The 18,577-nt window shown below is 72.9% G+C and carries 19 protein-coding genes; 7 read left to right on the top strand and 12 right to left on the bottom strand.

All coding sequences use genetic code 11. The features are described from left to right. Positions 1 to 5: 5 nt before the first annotated feature. From OG207_RS37470 to OG207_RS37445, 6 genes are all read right to left on the bottom strand, one after another. Complete coding sequence (locus OG207_RS37470; RefSeq protein WP_329105135.1) at positions 6 to 1,220, bottom strand: cytochrome P450; 1,215 nt, start codon at positions 1,218 to 1,220, stop codon at positions 6 to 8. A 1-nt stretch (position 1,221) separates the two neighbouring features. Further along, positions 1,222 to 1,479, bottom strand: a complete 258-nt coding sequence (locus OG207_RS37465; RefSeq protein WP_402694291.1) for an MbtH family protein — start codon at positions 1,477 to 1,479, stop codon at positions 1,222 to 1,224. Next, positions 1,442 to 2,209: a thioesterase II family protein gene (locus OG207_RS37460; RefSeq protein WP_329105133.1), complete on the bottom strand. Its 768-nt coding sequence runs from the start codon at positions 2,207 to 2,209 to the stop codon at positions 1,442 to 1,444. Before OG207_RS37460 ends, OG207_RS37465 begins: the two co-directional genes overlap by 38 nt. Positions 2,210 to 2,212: 3 nt before the next feature. Then, entirely contained in the window at positions 2,213 to 4,174 is a 1,962-nt protein-coding gene (locus tag OG207_RS37455) for a non-ribosomal peptide synthetase (RefSeq protein ID WP_329105132.1), read from the bottom strand. After that, a complete protein-coding gene (locus tag OG207_RS37450) occupies positions 4,171 to 5,655 on the bottom strand; it encodes an aldehyde dehydrogenase family protein (RefSeq protein ID WP_329108160.1) in 1,485 nt (494 codons plus the stop codon). Before OG207_RS37450 ends, OG207_RS37455 begins: the two co-directional genes overlap by 4 nt. A gap of 155 nt (positions 5,656 to 5,810) precedes the next feature. Then, positions 5,811 to 6,803, bottom strand: a complete 993-nt coding sequence (locus OG207_RS37445) for an AfsR/SARP family transcriptional regulator (RefSeq protein WP_329105129.1) — start codon at positions 6,801 to 6,803, stop codon at positions 5,811 to 5,813. Between the two features lie 174 nt (positions 6,804 to 6,977). On the opposite strand from OG207_RS37445, the gene OG207_RS37440 reads away from it, so the two are divergent. From OG207_RS37440 to OG207_RS37430, 3 genes are all read left to right on the top strand, one after another. Continuing rightward, entirely contained in the window at positions 6,978 to 8,579 is a 1,602-nt protein-coding gene (locus tag OG207_RS37440) for a tryptophan halogenase family protein (protein WP_329105127.1), read from the top strand. Positions 8,580 to 8,663: 84 nt separating this feature from the next. Then, complete coding sequence (locus tag OG207_RS37435) at positions 8,664 to 9,287, top strand: flavin reductase family protein (RefSeq protein WP_329105124.1); 624 nt, start codon at positions 8,664 to 8,666, stop codon at positions 9,285 to 9,287. Next, entirely contained in the window at positions 9,262 to 10,554 is a 1,293-nt protein-coding gene (locus OG207_RS37430; protein WP_329105122.1) for a cation:proton antiporter domain-containing protein, read from the top strand. Before OG207_RS37435 ends, OG207_RS37430 begins: the two co-directional genes overlap by 26 nt. 49 nt (positions 10,555 to 10,603) lie before the next feature. Here the strand turns inward: OG207_RS37430 and OG207_RS37425 are convergent, their stop codons facing one another. The 3 genes from OG207_RS37425 to OG207_RS37415 form a co-directional block, all read right to left on the bottom strand. Then, on the bottom strand, positions 10,604 to 11,029 hold the full coding sequence (locus tag OG207_RS37425) for a universal stress protein (RefSeq protein WP_329105120.1): 426 nt from the start codon (positions 11,027 to 11,029) through the stop codon (positions 10,604 to 10,606). A gap of 27 nt (positions 11,030 to 11,056) precedes the next feature. Further along, positions 11,057 to 12,577: an APC family permease gene (locus OG207_RS37420; protein WP_402694258.1), complete on the bottom strand. Its 1,521-nt coding sequence runs from the start codon at positions 12,575 to 12,577 to the stop codon at positions 11,057 to 11,059. 96 nt (positions 12,578 to 12,673) lie between these two features. Continuing rightward, the gene (locus tag OG207_RS37415; RefSeq protein WP_329105118.1) at positions 12,674 to 13,267 is read right to left on the bottom strand and encodes a histidine phosphatase family protein; all 594 of its coding nucleotides are present in this window, start codon (positions 13,265 to 13,267) and stop codon (positions 12,674 to 12,676) included. 70 nt (positions 13,268 to 13,337) lie between these two features. Between OG207_RS37415 and OG207_RS37410 the strand changes: the two genes are divergently transcribed. From OG207_RS37410 to OG207_RS37400, 3 genes are read left to right on the top strand one after another with little or no spacing between them, the layout of a single operon-like run. Continuing rightward, positions 13,338 to 14,099 carry a YoaK family protein gene (locus tag OG207_RS37410; protein ID WP_329105116.1) on the top strand — a complete coding sequence of 254 codons (762 nt, stop codon included), beginning with the start codon at positions 13,338 to 13,340 and terminating at the stop codon, positions 14,097 to 14,099. Between the two features lie 25 nt (positions 14,100 to 14,124). Then, positions 14,125 to 14,604, top strand: a complete 480-nt coding sequence (locus tag OG207_RS37405) for an Lrp/AsnC family transcriptional regulator (protein WP_030010517.1) — start codon at positions 14,125 to 14,127, stop codon at positions 14,602 to 14,604. A gap of 45 nt (positions 14,605 to 14,649) precedes the next feature. Further along, positions 14,650 to 15,327 (top strand): HAD family hydrolase, encoded by a 678-nt coding sequence (locus tag OG207_RS37400; RefSeq protein ID WP_329105113.1) that lies wholly within the window; start codon positions 14,650 to 14,652, stop codon positions 15,325 to 15,327. Between the two features lie 32 nt (positions 15,328 to 15,359). On the opposite strand, the gene OG207_RS37395 is transcribed toward OG207_RS37400, so the two are convergent. After that, positions 15,360 to 15,812, bottom strand: a complete 453-nt coding sequence (locus OG207_RS37395; protein WP_329105111.1) for a MarR family winged helix-turn-helix transcriptional regulator — start codon at positions 15,810 to 15,812, stop codon at positions 15,360 to 15,362. Continuing rightward, complete coding sequence (locus OG207_RS37390; protein WP_329105109.1) at positions 15,812 to 16,228, bottom strand: SRPBCC family protein; 417 nt, start codon at positions 16,226 to 16,228, stop codon at positions 15,812 to 15,814. Before OG207_RS37390 ends, OG207_RS37395 begins: the two co-directional genes overlap by 1 nt. Before the next feature lie 177 nt (positions 16,229 to 16,405). Here OG207_RS37390 and OG207_RS37385 point away from each other — a divergent pair, with 177 nt between their 5' ends. Next, complete coding sequence (locus OG207_RS37385; protein ID WP_329108155.1) at positions 16,406 to 17,581, top strand: FAD-dependent oxidoreductase; 1,176 nt, start codon at positions 16,406 to 16,408, stop codon at positions 17,579 to 17,581. 14 nt (positions 17,582 to 17,595) lie between these two features. Here OG207_RS37385 and OG207_RS37380 read toward each other — a convergent pair whose 3' ends face one another. Beyond that, on the bottom strand, positions 17,596 to 18,534 hold the full coding sequence (locus tag OG207_RS37380) for a hypothetical protein (RefSeq protein WP_329105108.1): 939 nt from the start codon (positions 18,532 to 18,534) through the stop codon (positions 17,596 to 17,598). Positions 18,535 to 18,577: the final 43 nt, after the last annotated feature.

Raw genomic sequence — 18,577 nt, 5'->3', positions numbered from 1 at the left:
CTTTCTTACTTCGCGAAGGCTCGGCTGCGCAGCAGCCGCACGGGGAGACTGTTGATCCCCCAGGTGAAGTTGGAGGAGTTGAAGGTGACGGGGCCGGCCAGTTCGAAGCCGTCGAGCGCGCCGAGCATCTCGGTGAGCAGGGCGCCGAGTTCGAAGCGGGCGAGCCGGGCGCCGAGGCACAGGTGGCGGCCGTGCCCGAAGGCGACGTGCCGGTTGGGGCGACGGTCGACCCGGAAGGCGTGCGGGTCGGCGAAGACGTCCTCGTCACGGTTGGCCGAGACGTTCCACAGCGTCACCCGGGCGCCTTCGGCCACCGGGATCCCGTTGATCTCGGTGTCGCGGACGGCGGTGCGCAGGGCGTGCACCCCGGGGGTGGTCCAGCGCAGGACCTCCTCGACGGCCGGGGCGATGCCGCCCTGGCCGAGGCTGCGCAGCAGCCGCCACTGGTCGGGGTGTTCGGCGAACATGTGGACCGCGCCGGCCGCCGAGTAGCGGGTGGTCTCGTTGGCGCCGGAGAGGACCCCGTTGAGGTTGAAGACGATCTCGTGGTCGCTCAGCGGCCGTTCGACGCCGTCGCCCTCGTCCACGAGGGTGTCGTGGGCGATCTGGCTGACCAGGTCGTCGCCGGGGCGGGCCCGGCGCTCGGCGAGCAGCTCGATGAAGTAGAGGAAGATCTCCGAGTGCGCGTTGGTGCGGACCTCGTCGTCCGGGGAGTCGAAGGCGTCGGTGGTCAGGGCCCCGATCCAGGCCCAGTCGGCGCGCGGGATGCCCATCATGGCGCAGACGACCCGGTTGGGCAGTTGCTTGGCGAGGTCGATGAAGTCCAGTTCGTCGCGTTCGACGGCCTCGGCGACCAGCTCGCCGACCACCTTGTCGACCATGGCCTCCAGGCGCGGCATCTGCTGCGGTCCGAAGGCCTGGTGGAGGGCCCGCTTGAGCCGGGTGTGGTGGGGGACGTCGGAGACGATGAGCATGCGCTGGGCGACGGCGGCGACGGCCGCCGGGTCGCTGCCGAGGCGCATCCCGCGCGCCGAGCTGAAGGTGTCGCTGTCGGCGTACACCTTCATGATGTCGCGGTGCCGGCTCAGCGCCCAGAAGCCGCCGTCGTCGCTGCCGGGCTCGGGGTGCCAGTGGACGGGCGAGTTGGCGCGCAGCCAGGTGAAGGCGGGCCAGAAGTCGTTGCGGCCGAAGGGGCCCGGGTCGAGCAGGTCGATCTCCATCTCAGGCTCCTCGCAGGCTGAGCGGGCGGGTGTCGGGCCATTGGGCGTCCACGAAGCCGGCGCATTCGTCCTCGGTGCCGTCGAACCCGGCCGGCGTCCAGCCGTCGGGGGTCTCGCGGGTTGCGGGGTACAGCGCGTACTGCCCCTCGTGGTTCACGAGGACCTGGTGGGTGATGGGCACGGTGTCCTCCGGACTCGGGCGGGAGTGGACGGTCGGGCGCTCAGGCGCCGGTCGCGGTGGGGGCGGGGGCCGGCCGATCGGCGCCCGCGGCCCGCAGCAGGGTGGTCAGGTGGTCCAGTACGGGCCGCGGGCGGCGCAGTACGGCGTGGTGGCCGCCCGTGGTGGTGTGCCGGGTGAAGGCGGCGGTGGTGACCGCGGCCCAGCCGTCCAGGTCGGCGGAGCTGACGGTCTCGTCGCCGTCGGCCCCCCAGGCGTGGACGGGCGTGCCGAGGCGGACGCCCGGCTCGTGGACGTAGCTCAGGGACAGTTGGGCGTCCTTGCGGAGCATGGCGACCATCAGGGCGCGGGTGTCCTCGTCGAGCAGTTCGGGGTCGAGGCCGGCCGTGTCGAAGAGCTTGTCCAGCTCCTCGCCGTCGTCGACGATGCCGCGGCCGGCGCCGTCCCAGTGGCCGGGGGCCCGGCAGCCGCTGACCACCAGGGCCCGGGGGGCCACCCGGCGGGAGACCTCGTAGCCGAGGAGGCCGCCGAAGCTGTGGCCGAAGACGATCAGCGGCCGGCCGTCGGCGACGAGGTCGCGCAGTTCCGCGGCGATGGCCAGGACGGCCTCGTCGAAGGTGTCCGGCATCGGTTCCCGCCAGCGGTTCTCCCGGCCCGGCAGCTGTACTCCGTACACCTGGGCGGTGCCCGCCAGTTCGGGCTGCCAGGAGCGGAACTGCTGGCAGCCGGCTCCGGCGGGCGGCAGACACAGCAGTACGGGCAGGGCCCGGTCGGCGGGGTCGGTCGTCCAGGTGGAGATCCAGGCGCCCATGGCTCAGGACCCTTCGGCGGTGTCGTCGGCGGGCGCGTCGGCCGGGTCTGCGGCGGTCGCCTCCCGCTCGGCGGCGAGCCGGTCGAGTTCGGCGGCGAAGTGCCGGGCCGTCGGCTCGGCCAGCAGCGCGCCGAGGCCGACGCGCAGCCCGGTGACGCGGCGCAGTTCCGACACCGCGCGGGCGGCCGCGAGGGAGTGGCCGCCCAGCTCGAAGAAGTCCGCTTCGGGGCCGGGGACCTCGGTGGCGAGCACGTCGGACCACACGGCCATCACGATGCGCTCGCTGGTGGTCGGGCCGGCGCCCGGGGCCACCACCGGTGCGTCGGGCGTCCGTTCCGGTGCCACCAGGACCCGGGCCAGCGCCTCGCGGTCGGCCTTTCCGGTACTGAGGGTCGGGATCCGGTCGAGCACCCGTACGGTGCTGGGCACCGCGGCCGCGGGCAGTTGCTTGCGGCAGCGTTCCACGACCAGGTCGGCGAGGCCCGCCGGGTCGGTGCCGGGGGCAGCGACCACGGCGAGGCCGAGGGTCTGCCCGGAGGCGAGCGGGCAGCAGGCGGCGGCGACGACCTCGGGGAGTTCGGCGGCGATCCGCTCCAGCTCGCCCAGTTCGATGCGGTGGCCGCGGATCTTCACCTGGTCGTCGCGGCGGCCCCGGTACTCCAGTTCGCCGCTCGGCCGGCGGACGACCACGTCTCCGGTGCGGTACATGCGCGTGCCGCCGCCCTGGAAGGGGTCGGGCAGGAAGCGGCTCGCGGTCAGTCCGGGACGGCCCCGGTAGCCGCGCGCGACGGCGGGGCCGCCGAGGTAGAGCTCGCCCTCGGTGCCGGCGGGCACCGGGCGGAGCTCCTCGTCCAGGACGTACGCCCGGTAGCCGGGCAGCGGTCGTCCGATGGTGGTCACGTCATCCCCTCGTCGGCTGTCGGCCCAGGTCGCGGCGATGGTCACCTCCGTCGGCCCGTACACGTTGAGCAGCCGCCGGCCGCGCGCGAACCGCTCCGCCAGCGCGGCCGGGCAGGCTTCTCCGGCGACCACGACCACCTCGGCGGTGTCGATCCCGGCTCCGTGGGCGGCGAGCAGCGACGGGGTGAGGGAGACGGTGCGCAGGCCGGCGGGCAGGGGCTCGCGGCCCTCGGCGGCGGCCTGGCGCAGCCCGTCCAGGGAGAGGTCGGTGAGGGCGACCCCCTGGCCGTGCGTCAGGTAGAGCAGGGTGCACCAGAGCCAGCCGTCGAAGGCGGGCGAAACGGCGTTGAGGCCGAGCCCGCCGGCGGGCAGGCCGAGGCTGCCGAGGGCCTCCACGAAGGTGTCCAGGCCCCGGTAGGTGACCTCGACCCCCTTGGGGCGGCCGGTGGTTCCGGAGGTGTAGATGAGGTACGAGCAGCTGTCGGGGGCGGGTAGGAACACCGCGAGCGCGCCGGGGGCGCTGCGGCGGATGTCCGCGGGGGCCAACAGGGTGATCCCGTCGGCCTCCAGGCCCGTGGGAACCTCGGGGGCGACCAGGACGGCGGCCCCGGCGTCGTGCAGGACGCGGCCGAGTCGCTCCACGGGATGCGCGGGGTCCAGGGGGACGGCGGTCGCGCCGAGGCTCCAGACGGCGAGCAGGGCGGGCACGCTCTCCCGGGACCGGCCGAGCAGCAGGCCGACGGAGGTCCCCGCAACGACTCCGGCCCCGGCGAGCGCGGTGGCGTACCGGGCGGTGCGGGCGGTGAGCGCCGCATAGGTGAGGGTGCCGTCGAAGGCCTTGACGGCGGTCTCGTTCGGCTGTTCGCGGGTCCACCGCTCCAGGCGGGCGAACAGCGGCGGGAGTGCGCCGTCGGCGGGTCCGGCGGAGCCCGGTCCGTCGGAGCCCGGTCCTGCGGATCCCCGTCCTGCGTAGACGGGTTCGGCCCGTGCCGCGCCGGGCGGTGTGTCGTCGGCCGGTGCGCCCGGGGCGGTGGCCCCGGCGGACTCGGCGTGCCGGTCGGTCATCCGTCGTTCCTCTCGGTGTCCGCCGGGCGGGCGGCCGCGGTGGCCCGCAGGCGCGGGCCGACCACCTGGCCTCCCGTGCCCTGCGGGAGCTGCATCGACTTGGTCTCCAGGAAGGCCTCCAGTCCGGCGGCGCCGCATTCGCGCCCGATCCCGGACTGCTTGAACCCGCCGAACGGGGCGGCCGGGTTGAACTGGCCGCCGTTCACGTCGACCAGGCCGGAGCGGAAGCGCCGGGCCACCCGTTCCGCACGGGCGCCGTCGCCGGACCAGACCGCGCCGTGCAGCCCGTAGCGGGTTCCGTTGACGATCCGGACCGCTTGGTCCTCGTCGTCGTAGGGAATGACCGAGAGCACCGGCCCGAAGATCTCCTCCTGGCCGATCGTGCTGAGCGGGTCCACGTCGGCGAAGATCGTCGGCTGGACGTAGTAGCCGGTGTCCAGGCCGGCGGGCCGGTCGGGGCCGCCGCGGACCAGTCGGCCGGCGCCCTCGTCGACGCCGCGGCGGACGTAGCCGGTGACGCGGGCGTGCGCGGCGGCGGAGACCAGGGGGCCGAGGTCGGTGGCGGGGTCGCGCGGGTCTCCGGTCACGTACCCGGCCATGGCCGCGGCGGCGAGTTGCACGGCCTCGTCCTGGCGGTGCCGCGGTACCAGCAGCCGGCTCCACTGCAGGCAGGTCTGGCCGGTGTTGAAGAGCATCTGGTCGACGGTGGCGGCCACGGACGCGGCCAGGTCGGCGTCGTCGAGGACGAGGCTCGCGTTCTTCCCGCCCAGCTCGAGGTGGACGCGCTTGACGGTGTCGGCGCCGAGCGCGGAGACCTCTCGGCCGGCCCGGGTGGAACCGGTCAGGGAGACCACGTCGATCAGCGGGTGGGTGACGAGGGCGGTGCCGACGGCGGCGCCGGTGCCGACGACCATGTTGAAGACGCCGGGCGGCAGGTCGGCCTCGGCGATCGCCTCGGCGAGCAGCCGGGCGTGCAGCGGGGTGATCTCGCTCGGCTTGTGCACGACCGTGCAGCCGGCCGCGAGCGCGGGGAGGACCTTCTGCACGGTGAGCAGCAGCGGAGTGTTCCACGGGGTGATGCAGGCGGCGACTCCGGCGGCCTCGCGCACGACGAGCGAATGGCCGACGCGCTCCTCGAAGGCGTAGGAGGCGGCGGTTTCGACGCAGTGCGCCGCCATGCCGAGGGAGAGCCCGACATGGGTCTGGCGGGCCATCCGGGCGGGCGCCCCGACCTCGGCGGTGATGGTCTCGGCGAAGCGGTCGGCCCGGACCTCCATGGCCTCGACGACCCGGCGCAGCAGTGCCGTGCGTTCGCGCACCGGGGTGGCGGCCCAGCGCGGGAAGGCGGCCGCAGCGGCGCGCGCGGCCAGGTCGGCGTCCCGGGCGGTGCCCGCGGGCACGGTGGCCAGGGCGCGCTCGGTGGCGGGGTCGGTGACGACCAGGCGGCCGTCGGCGTCGGAGGCGACCCAGGCGCCGCCGATCCACTGGTCGGTGTAGCGGGGCGGTAGGGGGGCCGCGTCGGGCTCGGCCCCGGCGGGTCTGGAGTCCTGTGGCTCGGTCGGCACGGTCAGCACGGTCACGGTGGGGTCCTCACTCGGTCACGGGATCACGGGCTCGCTGAACAGCTGGGTCGGTGTCACGCGGTCGCCTGGTCGGCCGCGCGGGCCAGGGCGGCCGCGGCCCGGTTGTCGGGCCTGGCCCGCCGCACGGGGCGGACCGGGGCGGTGGTACGGGCGTCCGGGCTCCAGGCGGGGGTTCCGGTGCGGCGGGCGGCCGGCCGCAGCGCGCGGACCGTGGCGGGCGGGGCGCCGGTCACCGCGGAGACGGGGGCCGAGGTGCGGGCCGCGGCCGGGATCAGGGTGGCGAGCAACCGCTGGGTCTCGTGGCCGGGTGCCACGCCCAGCTCGTCGCGCATCCGGCGGGCGCACAGCTCGTACCAGCGCCGGACGCAGGCGAGTTCACCGCGTCGGCCGTGTGCGGTCATCAGCGCGCGGTAGGTCTCCTCGTGATGGCGGTCGATCTCCAGCGTGCGCTTGCAGATCTCGATCAGCTCCACGAAGTCCTCGCGGGCCTCGGCGTCGGCCCGCAGCACGCCCAGGGCCCGCAGCGCGAGCGCCCTGAGGTACTCGCGCTGTTCGACGACCCAATCGGCGCTCTCGCCGCGCAGGAACTCGCCGCCGTAGAGACCGATCGCCGCCCCCAACCGGGTCCGGGCGAGCGGGGCGTCGCCGGTCGCGGCGGCGCGCAGGCCCGTGTGCACCAGTTCCTGGAAGCGGTCGAGGTCGGACCACAGCCCGGTGATGTGCAGGACGTAGCCGAAGTCCCGGTAGACCAGTTGGATCCCGGAGTCTCCGGGGCGGTCGGGGTGGGCGTCGAGCACCCGGCGCAGTGCGTGGGCCGCGACCTTCAGGGAGCTGCCCGCCGCGGCGTCGGCGCCGGGCCACAGGGATGCGTAGAGCCGGTCGCGGGTGAGCATCTGGCCGCGGTGAACCACGAGGTACTGGAACAGGCCACGGGCCTTGCCGGCCCGCCAGCGCTGGACGGGGGCGCCGTTGACGGTCAGCTCGAAGTCGCCCAGGAAGCGGACCCGTACCGCCGGCCCCGCTGTCCCGTCCGCTGCGGTGGTCATCGCGTCCTCCCGGTGGTTTTCAGCCTGCCGCTCTGCCTGCGAGGAGTGTGTCCGGGGGGTCTACAAAGGCCCTACAACGGCTGGATCCGATCGGTGTAGAGCGGTAATAGGGCGTTTTTCGACACTGATGAGCACGACCACCCGAACCGCCGAATCCGAAATGAGGGCTGTTTCATGACCAGCAGCGACACCCGGCTTCAGAAGGTCGTCATCCTGGGCGGCGGCACGGCCGGCTGGATGACCGCCGCATACCTCGGAAAGGCGCTGCAGGGAACGGTCGACATCACCGTGCTCGAAGCGTCGACGATCCCGCGCATCGGTGTCGGCGAGGCCACCGTGCCCAACCTCCAGCGTTCCTTCTTCGACTACCTGGGCATCGCCGAGGACGAGTGGATGCGGGAGTGCAACGCGAGCTTCAAGATGGCCGTGCGCTTCGTCAACTGGCGGACCGACGGGCAGGGCGAGTCGACGGCCCGCGAGCTGCCGGGCGGCGGTCCCGACCACTTCTACCACCCCTTCGGACTGCTCCCCGACTACGACCAGACCCCGCTGTCGCACTACTGGTTCAAGCGCAAGTACGAGGGCCGCACCACCGAGCCGTTCGACTACGCCTGCTTCCGCGAGCCCCCGGTGATGGACGCGATGAAGGCCCCGCGCTGGCTCGACGGCCGGCCGGCCACCCGGTACGCCTGGCACTTCGACGCCCAGCTGGTGGCCGACTACCTGCGCCGGTTCAGCACCGAGAAGCAGGGCGTGAACCACGTACAGGACGAGATGGTGCGGGTCGAGCAGGACGAGCGCGGCTACGTGACCGCGCTGCACACCAAGGGCGGACTGACCCTGGAAGCCGACCTGTTCGTGGACTGCTCGGGCTTCCGCGGCCTGCTGATCAACCAGGCGATGCAGGAGCCCTTCATCGACATGAGCGACCACCTGCTGTGCGACAGCGCGGTGGCGACGGCCGTCCCGCACGACGACGAGGCGAACGGGGTGGAGCCGTACACCTCGGCGATCGCCATGTCCTCCGGCTGGGCCTGGAAGATCCCCATGCTGGGCCGTTTCGGCACCGGCTACGTGTACTCCAGCAAGTTCACCGACCAGGACACCGCCACCCGCGAGTTCGCGGACATGTGGGGCCTGGACGTGGAGGAGACGAAGTTCAACCACATTCGCTTCCGCGTGGGCCGCAATCGCCGCGCTTGGGTGAAGAATGTCGTCAGCATCGGCCTGTCGTCCTGCTTCCTGGAGCCGCTGGAGTCGACCGGCATCTACTTCATCACGGCCGCGATCTACCAGCTGGCCAAGCACTTCCCCGACAAGACCTTCAACGACGGCCTGGTCAACAGCTTCAACCACGAGATCGAGGTGATGTTCGACGACACCCGCGACTTCATCCAGGCGCACTTCTTCTACGCGCCGCGCAACGACACGCCGTTCTGGCAGGCCAACAAGAAGCTGACCCTCCCCGACAACATCCAGCAGAAGATCTCCGCCTACAAGGCTGGCCTGCCCATCAACTCGCCGATCACCGACGAGTCGACGTACTACGGCAACTTCGAGGCCGAGTTCCGCAACTTCTGGACCAACGGCAGCTACTACTGCATCTTCGCGGGCCTCGGCCTGGAGCCGGACGCCCCGCTGCCCTCCCTGGCGCACCGCCCGGACTCGGTGGCCGGTGCCGAACCCCTCTTCGACACGGTCAAGCGCCAACAGCAGAACCTGCTGGAGACGCTGCCCAGTGCCTACGACTACCTGCGCCAGCTGCACGGCGCGTAAGGCCCACCGCTCCCACGGCCCGGCAGTACGGCTCTCCCGCCGGCTGCCGGGCCGCAGTTGCTTCAGCCACCTCAGGAGTCAGACATGCCCCACCGCTCCGTGCCCCATCCCGCCGCACCGGACGAGTCGGCCGGGGTCCAACCGGCGGACATCCGTCCCTTCATGGCCGCCTTCCCCACCGGCGTCTCCGTCGTCACCACGCTGGACGCCGAATCCGTGCCGCACGGCCTGACCTGCACCTCCCTGGCGAGCGTGGCCCTCGAACCGGCGACGCTCGTGGTGTGCATACGAGCGGCGAGCCCGACCCTCGCGGTGCTGCTCGCCGGGGGCCACTTCGCCCTCAACCTGCTGCACGAGCAGGCCCGCAGCACCTCGGACCTGTTCGCCTCCGGGGCACCCGACCGCTTCGACCACGTCGAGTGGCGGCTGCCGCTGGGTGCGGGCGGACCGCACCTGACGGCGGACGCCCACGCGGTCGCGGACTGCGCCGTGGTCAGAACCGTCGGCTTCGGGGACCACACGGCCGTCTTCGCCGAGGTCCGCCGCGTGACCGTACGGGACGACCGGGAACCCCTGCTCTACGGGCTGCGCCGGTACGCCCCGTGGTCCGCGGCGGCCGCGGCCCCGCAGCCGGCCGCACGCCGCGACCTGCCCGCCGCCGCCGGGCGGCCGGGCGCACCCGATGGAGGTACCCGTGTCGTCCGCTGACCCGCTGCCCGCCCTGCTGATCGCCGTTCCGGTGGTGATCGTGGCCTGCCAGGCCGGGGCGGCCGTCTGCCGCCGGTTCGGCCAGCCCCCGGTGGTGGGCGAGATCGCCACCGGCATCCTGCTGGGCCCCTCGCTGCTGGGCTGGCTCTGGCCACAGGCCCAGCACGCGCTCTTCCCGCCGTCCGTACTGCCGTACACCTCGGTGCTCGGGCAGCTCGGGCTGCTCGCCTTCATGTTCCTGGTCGGGCTGGAGCTGGACCTGAAGAGCCTGCGCGGTCACACCCGGGTCGCGGTGGCGGTGAGCCAGGCGGGGATGTTGCTGCCGCTGGCCCTGGGCGCGCTCCTCGCGGTCGCGATGTACGGCGGGTTCGCGCCCGAGGGGGTGGGCCGGATGCCGTTCACCCTGTTCATGGCTGTGGCCATGGCCATCACCGCGTTCCCGGTCCTCGCCCGGATCCTCATCGACCGGGGCCTGTACGCAACTCCGCTCGGGGCGCTCGCCATGGCCTGCGCGGCCGTGGACGACGTCGTCGCGTGGTGCCTGCTGGCCCTGGTGGTGGCCCTCTCCACGGCCGGCTCCCCGATCGAGGCGGCCACCACGGCCGGCCTCGCCGTGGCCTTCACGCTGGTCATGCTGTACGCGGTGAAACCGCTGTTGGCCCGCTGGTCGGCCCGCGCCGACCGGGCCGGCGACGCGGCAGTGCTGGTGGCGCTCTTCAGCGGGCTGAGCCTGTCCGCGCTGGCCACCGACCTGATCGGCGTGCACGCGCTGTTCGGGGCGTTCCTGTTCGGGGTGGTCACCCCGCGCACAGGGCAGCGCATCGAGGCCTCTGCGGCCCGGCTGCGCGCGTTCACGGTGCCTGTGCTGCTGCCCCTGTTCTTCGTGCACACGGGGCTGCGTACGGACATCGGGGGCCTGACGGCCTCGCCCGAACTGTGGCTGTGGACGGCCGCCATCCTCTGCGTCGCCTTCCTCGGCAAGTGGGGCGGCGCGGCGGGTGCGGCGCGCGCCTGTGGAAGACCGTGGCGGGAAGCCCTGTCGGTCGGGGCCCTGATGAACTGCCGGGGGCTCACCGAGCTGGTGGTGCTCAACGTCGGTCTGGAACTCGGCGTCATCGGGCCGCAGCTGTTCACCATGTTGGTGCTGATGGCCCTGGTGACGACGGCGATCACCAGCCCGGCCCTGAGCCGGCTGCGCGCCGGGAAGGAGGTGGGCCGCCGGGCCCCGGCGCAGGCCGAGCCCGAGGACGCCCTCTCCGGGCCCTGACGGGCGGGCCGGGCCCGGAGGGTGCCCGCCCCGGTCGCACCGCGACTGTTCAGGCGCCCTCCGGCCCGGTCGGTACGCACAACACCGGGATCGGCGACAGGTGCAGGAGCTTGTGCGGCGTGGAGCCGAGCAGCGCTCCGCGCATCGGGCTGTCGCCCCAGCTGCCGACGATGATGACGCGGGCCCGGTGCCGCTCGGCGGACTCCAACAGGGCCGGCGCGGGCTTCTCGTCGGCCACCTCGACCGTGGAGGGCACCCCGGCCGCGTCGGCCGCCTCGACGGCGTGCGCGAGCGCGGTACGGCCCGCCTGGCGGACGGCTTCGCGGTGCGCACGGGACTCCTCGCCGGTGGGGCCCGGGGCGGCCGCCCCGTAGACGAGGACCAGGGGCTCGCCGAAGGCGGTGGCCACCTCCAGCGCCACCTGCAGGGCCCGTTCCGCGCCGGGTGATTCGTCGTATCCGAGGACCACGGACATCGGGGGCTCCCTAAGGGGGTCTTGTCGCTAGTGCTTCCCGGCGTGGACGAGTTCCGGGTCGACGACGCCGCGGCGCTCCTGCCAGAACCTGCCGTCCCGTACCCGCCAGAAGCACATGACGGCCACGCCCACGAGCGCGATGCCGATGCCGATGACCAGGGGCGGGCCGAGCCCGAACCAGGAGACCCCGCTGGCGGAGTTCTCCGGGTTGGACATGTCGCCGATCGACTCCACCAGCAGCCAGGTCAGCAGGGCGGCGCCGACCACCGGGCCGAGGCCGATCAGGAAGAAGTTGTGCGGGTTCTCGAACAGGTGGCGGCGGTAGTAGATGGCGCAGGCCAGGCCGGTGAGCGCGTAGTAGAAGGCGATGAGCAGGGAGAGCGCGGTGAGCGAGTCCAGGAGCGCGTTCTCGCTGATCTGGTTGACGATCAGGTACCAGCCGATGGCGATGCCGGCCACCCACCACGTGCTCAGGTCCGGGGTGCGGAACCTCGGGTGGATGTGGGCGAGCCGGTGCGGCAGCGCGTGCCGTCGGGCCATGGACAGGGCGGTGCGGGAGGCGGGGATGATCGTGGTCTGGGTGGAGGCCAGCGCCGAGGTGCAGACGGCGAGGAGCACCACCCAGTCCCAACCGCCCATGACCTCGTGGGCGAGGACCGCGAAGATGGCCTCCTCCTCGCCCGCGTTCTCGGCGAGGTAGACGGTGCCCGCGTAGGAGACGACCGCGAAGCCCACGGACAGGTAGGTGACCAGGAGGATCACGGTCGACCAGAGGCCCGCCTTGCCGGGCGCGGTGGCGGAGTTCTCCACTTCCTCGGTGAGGTTGACCGCGGACTCCCAGCCCCAGTACATGAACACGCCGAGCAGCAGCCCGCCGGTGAGGGCGGCGCCGCCGGCGCCGAAGGGGTTGAGCCAGGAGAGGGAGGGCTCGATCGATTCCAGGGTGCTGGTGTCGGCGTAGACGCGGTAGATGGCGACCACGGCGAAGGTCAGCAGGAAGAAGACCTGGGCGAGGATGAGGATGTCCTGGAGGTGGGCCGAGAGCTCGGTGCCGATGACGCAGATGCCGGTCATGGCGAGGATCACCGCGACGGTGAGGCCCTGCCGGATCCAGGCGTTGGCGGCCCAGCTGTCCAGTCCGAAGGCGAGCAGGCCGAAGTTCACGGCGACGTCCGCGAGCGAGCCGATGACGAGGACGCCGGTCATGGCGATGGCCCAGCCACCGAGCCAGCCGGCCCAGGGGCCCATGGCCCGGGTGACCCACGAGAAGGTCGTCCCGCAGTCCTGGTCCACCTTGTTGAGGTAGTAGAAGGCGGCCGCGATGAGCAGCATCGGGACGAACGAGGCCAGCATCACGCCCGGCGCGTAGATCCCGACCAGCGCGACGATCGGCCCGAGGACGGCGGCCAGGGAGTAGGCGGGCGAGGTGGAGTTCAGGCCGATGACGAGCGCGTCGAGGAATCCGATCGCGTTGGCCTTGAGCCTCGCGTCCTTGCCCTCCGGTCCGGCGCCCGCATCGCCGTCGTCCATGTACGAGTCGTGACCCATGTACGAATGGTCACGCAGACGGCACCGCCGCGCGAGGCGAGGCGGTGCCAGTCGGACCCGGCCGGGCCCCGGTCGGGGGGACCCTCAGGGCCCCGGTCAGGGACGGGTGTTCCAGCCCGCGATCACCGGGAGGCCGTGCTCCGTGGAGAGCAGGCTGACGGTGCCGGTGCGCAGCAGGAACAGCCGGCCGTGCTCGGGCTCCAGGCGCAGGTAGCGGGCGGTGAGGACGCGCAGGAAGTGGCCGTGGGCGACGAGCACCACGTCGCCGCCGTCCGCGCGGAGCACGGGCGCGACGCGGGCCAGGGCCCGGTCGGCGCGGGCACCCACCTGGGCGGCGCTCTCCCCCGGGTGGTCGCTGTCGCCGGGCGGCACGCCGTGGGTCCACAGGGACCAGTCCGGCGTGGTCTTCTGGATCTCCGCGGTGGTGATCCCCTCGTAGCCTCCGTAGTCCCATTCGTACAGGTCGGGGTCGGGTTCCCCGCCGGTGAGCCCGGCGAGCTCGGCGGTGGCGACGGCCCGGCGCAGCGGGCTGGTCAGCACCAGGGCCGGCTGCCGGTCCCGGAAGCAGGGGGCCAGCGAGATGGCCTCCTCGACCCCTCGTGCGGTCAGTGGAAGATCGGTGCGCCCCGTGTGGCGCCCGTTCGCGCTCCAGGCGGTCTCGCCGTGCCTCACCAGCAACAGGTCACTCATCCTCGGGACCCTATGCGTTCCGGCATGTCGGTGCCGGAGCACCCGGGCGGGCGTGTCACTGTCGGGCGTGATGGACGAGAACCGGGAGGCCGGGCGGACGGCCGGTTCGCCGCTGCTCCCGCCGCGCATGCCCGCACTGATGATCATATTGACCTGGGTGACCGGGATGGTGGAGGCGGCGAGCCTGCTGGCGCTCGGGCCGGCCTTCACGGCGATGCAGACGGGCAACGTGCTGTTCCTGGCCTTCGGCGCGGCCGGGGCGGGAAGACTGGAGACGCTCGCTCCCGGGATCTCCCTGGCCGCGTTCGTCGTCGGGGTGGTCTGCGGGTCGCACCTGGAGTCCGTGACCGAGGTCCGCGGGAGGCGCTGGTTCGTCATCGGCCTCATCGCCGAGGCGGGGCTGATCCTGACCGCCGCGGGCATCGGCTGGGGGTTGGCTCCGCAGTTCGGGTCCCCGGCACCGCGGCATCTGGCGGCCACGGCGGTGCTGGCCCTGGCCATGGGGCTGCGCAACACCACGATCATGCGGGCGAACGTGCCGGGCGTACCGACGACGCTGGTCACCCGGTCCATGACCGCGTTCCTGGGTGCTTCGGCCATGGGACGGGAGAACACCTACGGGTTCGGGACGGCCGGCTGGCGGCTGCGGGGTCTCTCCGTCTTGGCCATGTTCACCGGCGGGTTCCTCGGGGCGCTGCTGCTGCGGGCCGGTTGGACCGTGGGCTGGCTGCTGCTGCCGGCCGCCGCGACGGTGCTGGTCGTGGGCCTGCTCTACCTGAACCAGCCCGGGCTGCACACGGACCGGGCCCCTGGTCGGGAACCCTCGGGGTGAACGGGGCCATTGGTACAGTCGGGGCGTGGCGGTGGACGAGCTCGACACCAGAATCCTGCGCCTGCTGATCGAGCAGCCGCGCACCAGTGTCCGTGAGTACGCCCGGATCCTGGGCGTCGCGCGCGGCACCCTTCAGGCCCGGCTGGACCGGCTGGAGCGCACCGGCGTAATCACCGGAACCGGTCCGGTGCTCTCCCCCGCCGCGCTGGGCCATCCGGTGCTGGCCTTCGTGCACATCGAGGTCACCCAGGGCCACCTGGACGACGTGGGTGACGCGCTGGCCGCCGTGCCCGAGATCATCGAGGCCTTCTCGATCACCGGCGGCGGGGATCTGCTGACCCGTGTGGCGGCCCGGGACAACGGGCACCTGGAGGACGTGATCCAGCGGCTGATCCAGCTCCCGGGCGTGGTCCGCACCCGTACGGAAGTGGCGCTGCGCGAGCGGGTGCCGCACCGGCTGCTGCCGCTGGTCGAATCCGTGGGCAGAAACGCCAACAAAAGCTGACAGGATCATAGGGATAGGACATCAGCGGCAGGACGGGCCCCACGGATGATTTCTGTCATATTCGATCTCGACGGCACCCTCGTGGACAGCGAGCCGAACTACTACGAGTCCGGGCGCCGCACCCTGGAGCGGCACGGAGTCCCCGATTTCACGTGGGAGCAGCACGCCCGCTTCATCGGCATCGGCACCCTGGAAACCCTGGAGATCCTGCGGGAGCGGTACGGGATCCGGGCGCCGGTCGAGCAGTTGCTCGCCGAGCAGAACGCCGCCTACCTGGAGCTGGCCCGCACCCGGACCGAGGTCTTCCCGCAGATGCGGGGGCTCGTAGAGCGGCTGCACGGTGCGGGCGCGGCAATGGCGGTGGCCTCCGGTTCCTCGCTCGCGGCGATCGACGCGGTGCTGTCCGGCACCGGGCTGGACGCGCTGCTGACGACGGTGGTCTCCGCCGAGGAGGTGGCGCACGGCAAGCCCGCCCCGGACGTGTTCTTGGAGGCGGCCCGCCGGCTGGGCGCCGCACCCGCCGACTGCGTGGTGGTCGAGGACGCGGCGCCCGGGGCGCGGGCCGCGCACGCCGCGGGCATGGCCTGCATGGCGGTCCCGTACACCCCGGACATCGCGGGGGACCCGGCGTTCGCCTCCGCCGGGCTCCTCTTCCCCGGCGGCCAGCCGGAGTTCAGCGCGGACGCGGCGTACGAATGGCTGACCTCGCGCCGGACCGCATAGACCGCCCCTTCCGGATCCGCCCGCAGGGGGTGTCACTCGGGCCCGGCGGGCGGATCTTCGGCTTCAGGACGGACCAGACGGCCGAGCAGGGCCACCGCGTCGCCGACGGCCACCGGCCGGAAGAACTGCGCGTCGGCCCGCTCGACGGCCGCGATCGCCCGTGGGGCCAGTTCTGCGCCGGCGTCGGTGACGCGCAGCCGTTTGGCCCGGGTGTCGGCCGGGTCGACCGCCCGCTCGACGAGCCCTTTGCGCTCCAGGGCGCGCAGGACCTGGGAGGTCATCTTGACGTCGGTCCCGGCCTGGCGGGCGACGGCCAACTGATTGGGGTGCTCGCCCTGGCCGTTGAGCCACCAGGTGCAGGCGAGCAGCACGAACTGCACGTGGGTGAGGTCGAGCGGGGCCAGGGCCGTGGCGATGTCGCGCTGCCAACGCAGGGTGGCGTGCCACAGCAGGAATCCGGGGCTCTCGCCGGGACTGAGGGGCATCAGCGAAGCGCCAGCTCGACCAGCGAAGCCATCGTGTCGGGCCAGTCGGCGGTGATGCCCGGGCCGATCTGCGGGCCGACCTCGTCGGCGCCGTCGCCGGTGATCTCCATCCGGTACACGACCCGGATCCGGTCCTGGTCCACCGGGTCGATCCGGTGGACGGTCCGCAGCAGTAGGTCACCGAAGCGCGCCTCGTCGACGAACCGTTCGCCCTCGACCGCCTCGGCGATGTGCAGCGGGATCGGGTCCTCCCCGGGCGGCACCATCGTGATCTGCGCACCGACCGCGAAGGGGCCGTCGATCTCGATCTTCTGGATCCCGGCGTTCCAGGCGCCCCAGTTCTCCACGTCCGTCCAGAGCCGCCAGACCGCCTCTGCGGTGGCGGTGGTCTCGATGCTGTGCTCGTACTCCCACATGGGTGGCCTCCCTGGCTAGATCATCTATCCATAGATTATCTACGCACAGACTATCCGTCAACGAGGCGCACCGGTTCGGCGAAGGGGGTGCCCCCGGAACTCGCCTCGCGCGGCCTGCGGGCGCCGCAGCCCGGGAAGATCCACCGCCCGCCGCAGGTTGGTACAACCGTGAACGACATGATGCGGGGCGCGGACGTGCCGGTGGACGTGGACGTGGTGGTCATCGGCGCCGGGCAGGCAGGCCTGTCCAGCGCCTACCACCTGTCGCGGGCGGGGCTCGACCACGTGGTCCTCGACCACGCACCCGGCCCCGGCGGCGCCTGGCAGTTCCGTTGGCCCTCGCTCACGTACGGCAAGGTCCACGGCATGCACGCCCTGCCCGGCATGGAGCTGACGGGCGCCGACCCGCTGCAGCCGTCGTCGCAGGTCATCGGGGAGTACTTCGCCGCCTACGAGGACCGCTTCGACCTGCGCGTACGCCGGCCCGTGGACGTGTCCGCCGTACGCGAGGGGGACGCGGGTCGGCTGCACGTGGAGACCTCGGCCGGCAGCTGGTCGGCCCGGGCCCTGGTCAACGCCACCGGGACCTGGGACCGGCCGTTCTGGCCGCGCTACCCGGGGCAGGAGACCTTCCGCGGCCGCCAGCTGCACACCGCGAGCTATCCGGGTCCGCAGGAGTTCGCGGGGGCACGGGTGATCGTCGTCGGCGGCGGCACCTCGGCGGTGCAGCACCTCCTGGAGATCACCGAGGTCGCGGCGGGAACCACCTGGGTGACCCGGCGGCCCCCGGTCTTCCGCGACGGAAACTTCGGCGAGGCCGAGGGCCGGGCCGCCGTGGCCCTGGTGGACGACCGCGTGCGCCGGGGGCTGCCGCCGCAGAGCGTGGTCAGCGTGACGGGACTCCCGCTGAACGACGCCGTCCGGGCCGGTCTGGCCTCGGGCGTGCTGGCCCGGCGGCCCGCCTTCGACCGGATCACCGCCACGGGCGCCGTCTGGGCCGACGGGAGCCGTGTGGACGCGGACGTCATCCTGTGGGCCACCGGATTCCGGGCGGCCGTCGACCACCTCGCCCCGCTGCACCTGCGCGAGCCGGGCGGAGGCATCCGGGTCGAGGGGACCCGGGCCGTGCGCGACGAGCGGGTCCACCTGGTGGGCTACGGCCCGTCGGCGTCGACCATCGGCGCCAACCGCGCGGGCGGCGCCGCGGTCCGCGAGATCCGCCGGCTCCTCGCCCGCGAACGGACCGGCGCCCCGGTCCCTGCCTCCGCCCCGATGCCGGTCCCTGCCCCCGTCCCCGTCCCCGTCCCGATGCCCGTCCCTGCCCCCGTCCCCGTCCCTGTCCCGGTGGTCTGAGCAGCCTGCGGACTTCAGCCGGTCTCGGGGCGGTCGAGGGGGATGATCCGGTCCGGGGTGCCGTTGGCCCCGCGGGCCTCACGGGTCGGGTACACCCGGCCCGTCCCGTCCGTCACGTCCAGAACGGGATCGGTCCAGCTCTCGGTGGCCTCCGGGACGAGGATGCGCGTGGTGCCCCGCTCCGCGTCGTGGATCAGGAGCGAGACGATGTTGTAGAGCTCGCGGCCCATCTCGCCGGGCCCCTGCTCAGGGTGGTCCTTCGGGCCCTCGATCCGGATCGTGAAGTAGCGCTCATCCTCCCAGAAGCCGCCCTTGTCCAGCCGTTCGCCCTCCCCCACGCGCACGCCGTCCACCCAGAGCCGGGCCTTGCCCGGATGGTCGCGGAACAGGAGCACCGACCGGTGGTCGTCGCCGTCGGCGAAGGTCACGTCGATCTGGTGCTCGGACCAGCAGTCGAGGAAGCTGCTGCACGCCCCGGGTACCTCCCCGTGCCGATGGCTCGCGAGCTTCTCGCCCGGCGGTACGACGGGATCCTGGCTGCAGGTCCCGGCGAAGCGACAGGCCCGGTCGACACGCCGGGTGCAGCCGATGCCCATCGCCGCGATGTCGCGCGCCGACGCCTGCGAGAGCAGTTCTCCCAGGCGTTCCACGTACCGTTCCGCACCGACCAGGGCGGTCAGTTCGGCCTCGTCGTACCACCAGTGGAGCAGGTCCACTCCGGCGGGGGAACGGGCCAGCCAGCCGCGCCACTCGACGACCCTGCTGCCCCACCGTTCGACCATCCGCTCGTGCCCTGCCCGCTCGGCGGACGCGGCGGCCTTCGCCTCCGCGTCCAGGCGCGCCTGAATGCGCTTGCCGATCGACTCCGCGTCGAAAGCCAGTTCGTCGATCGCTTCCGCGCTGTTTCCGACCTCGGCTTCAGCCTCCGTCTTCGCTCTCCACGGCCATTTCACGGTTCGCCCCCTCGGTCCACCGGTTCGGCAGGCCGCCGATCGT

The organism is Streptomyces sp. NBC_01439 (genome assembly GCF_036227605.1).
In the GTDB taxonomy this organism is placed as follows: domain Bacteria; phylum Actinomycetota; class Actinomycetes; order Streptomycetales; family Streptomycetaceae; genus Streptomyces.
This window is presented reverse-complemented; position numbering and strand designations above follow the sequence as displayed.

What these genes read in the sequence shown, in the direction of transcription:
- OG207_RS37420 (WP_402694258.1), bottom strand. Translation starts at nt 12,577, where the DNA reads ATGGGTCACGACTCGTACATGGACGACGGCGATGCGGGCGCCGGACCG.
- OG207_RS37460 (WP_329105133.1), bottom strand. Translation starts at nt 2,209, where the DNA reads ATGGGCGCCTGGATCTCCACCTGGACGACCGACCCCGCCGACCGGGCC.
- OG207_RS37470 (WP_329105135.1), bottom strand. Translation starts at nt 1,220, where the DNA reads ATGGAGATCGACCTGCTCGACCCGGGCCCCTTCGGCCGCAACGACTTC.
- OG207_RS37410 (WP_329105116.1), top strand. Translation starts at nt 13,338, where the DNA reads ATGGACGAGAACCGGGAGGCCGGGCGGACGGCCGGTTCGCCGCTGCTC.
- OG207_RS37400 (WP_329105113.1), top strand. Translation starts at nt 14,650, where the DNA reads ATGATTTCTGTCATATTCGATCTCGACGGCACCCTCGTGGACAGCGAG.
- OG207_RS37415 (WP_329105118.1), bottom strand. Translation starts at nt 13,267, where the DNA reads ATGAGTGACCTGTTGCTGGTGAGGCACGGCGAGACCGCCTGGAGCGCG.
- OG207_RS37390 (WP_329105109.1), bottom strand. Translation starts at nt 16,228, where the DNA reads ATGTGGGAGTACGAGCACAGCATCGAGACCACCGCCACCGCAGAGGCG.
- OG207_RS37430 (WP_329105122.1), top strand. Translation starts at nt 9,262, where the DNA reads ATGGAGGTACCCGTGTCGTCCGCTGACCCGCTGCCCGCCCTGCTGATC.
- OG207_RS37395 (WP_329105111.1), bottom strand. Translation starts at nt 15,812, where the DNA reads ATGCCCCTCAGTCCCGGCGAGAGCCCCGGATTCCTGCTGTGGCACGCC.
- OG207_RS37425 (WP_329105120.1), bottom strand. Translation starts at nt 11,029, where the DNA reads ATGTCCGTGGTCCTCGGATACGACGAATCACCCGGCGCGGAACGGGCC.
- OG207_RS37385 (WP_329108155.1), top strand. Translation starts at nt 16,406, where the DNA reads ATGATGCGGGGCGCGGACGTGCCGGTGGACGTGGACGTGGTGGTCATC.
- OG207_RS37455 (WP_329105132.1), bottom strand. Translation starts at nt 4,174, where the DNA reads ATGACCGACCGGCACGCCGAGTCCGCCGGGGCCACCGCCCCGGGCGCA.
- OG207_RS37435 (WP_329105124.1), top strand. Translation starts at nt 8,664, where the DNA reads ATGCCCCACCGCTCCGTGCCCCATCCCGCCGCACCGGACGAGTCGGCC.
- OG207_RS37440 (WP_329105127.1), top strand. Translation starts at nt 6,978, where the DNA reads ATGACCAGCAGCGACACCCGGCTTCAGAAGGTCGTCATCCTGGGCGGC.
- OG207_RS37445 (WP_329105129.1), bottom strand. Translation starts at nt 6,803, where the DNA reads ATGACCACCGCAGCGGACGGGACAGCGGGGCCGGCGGTACGGGTCCGC.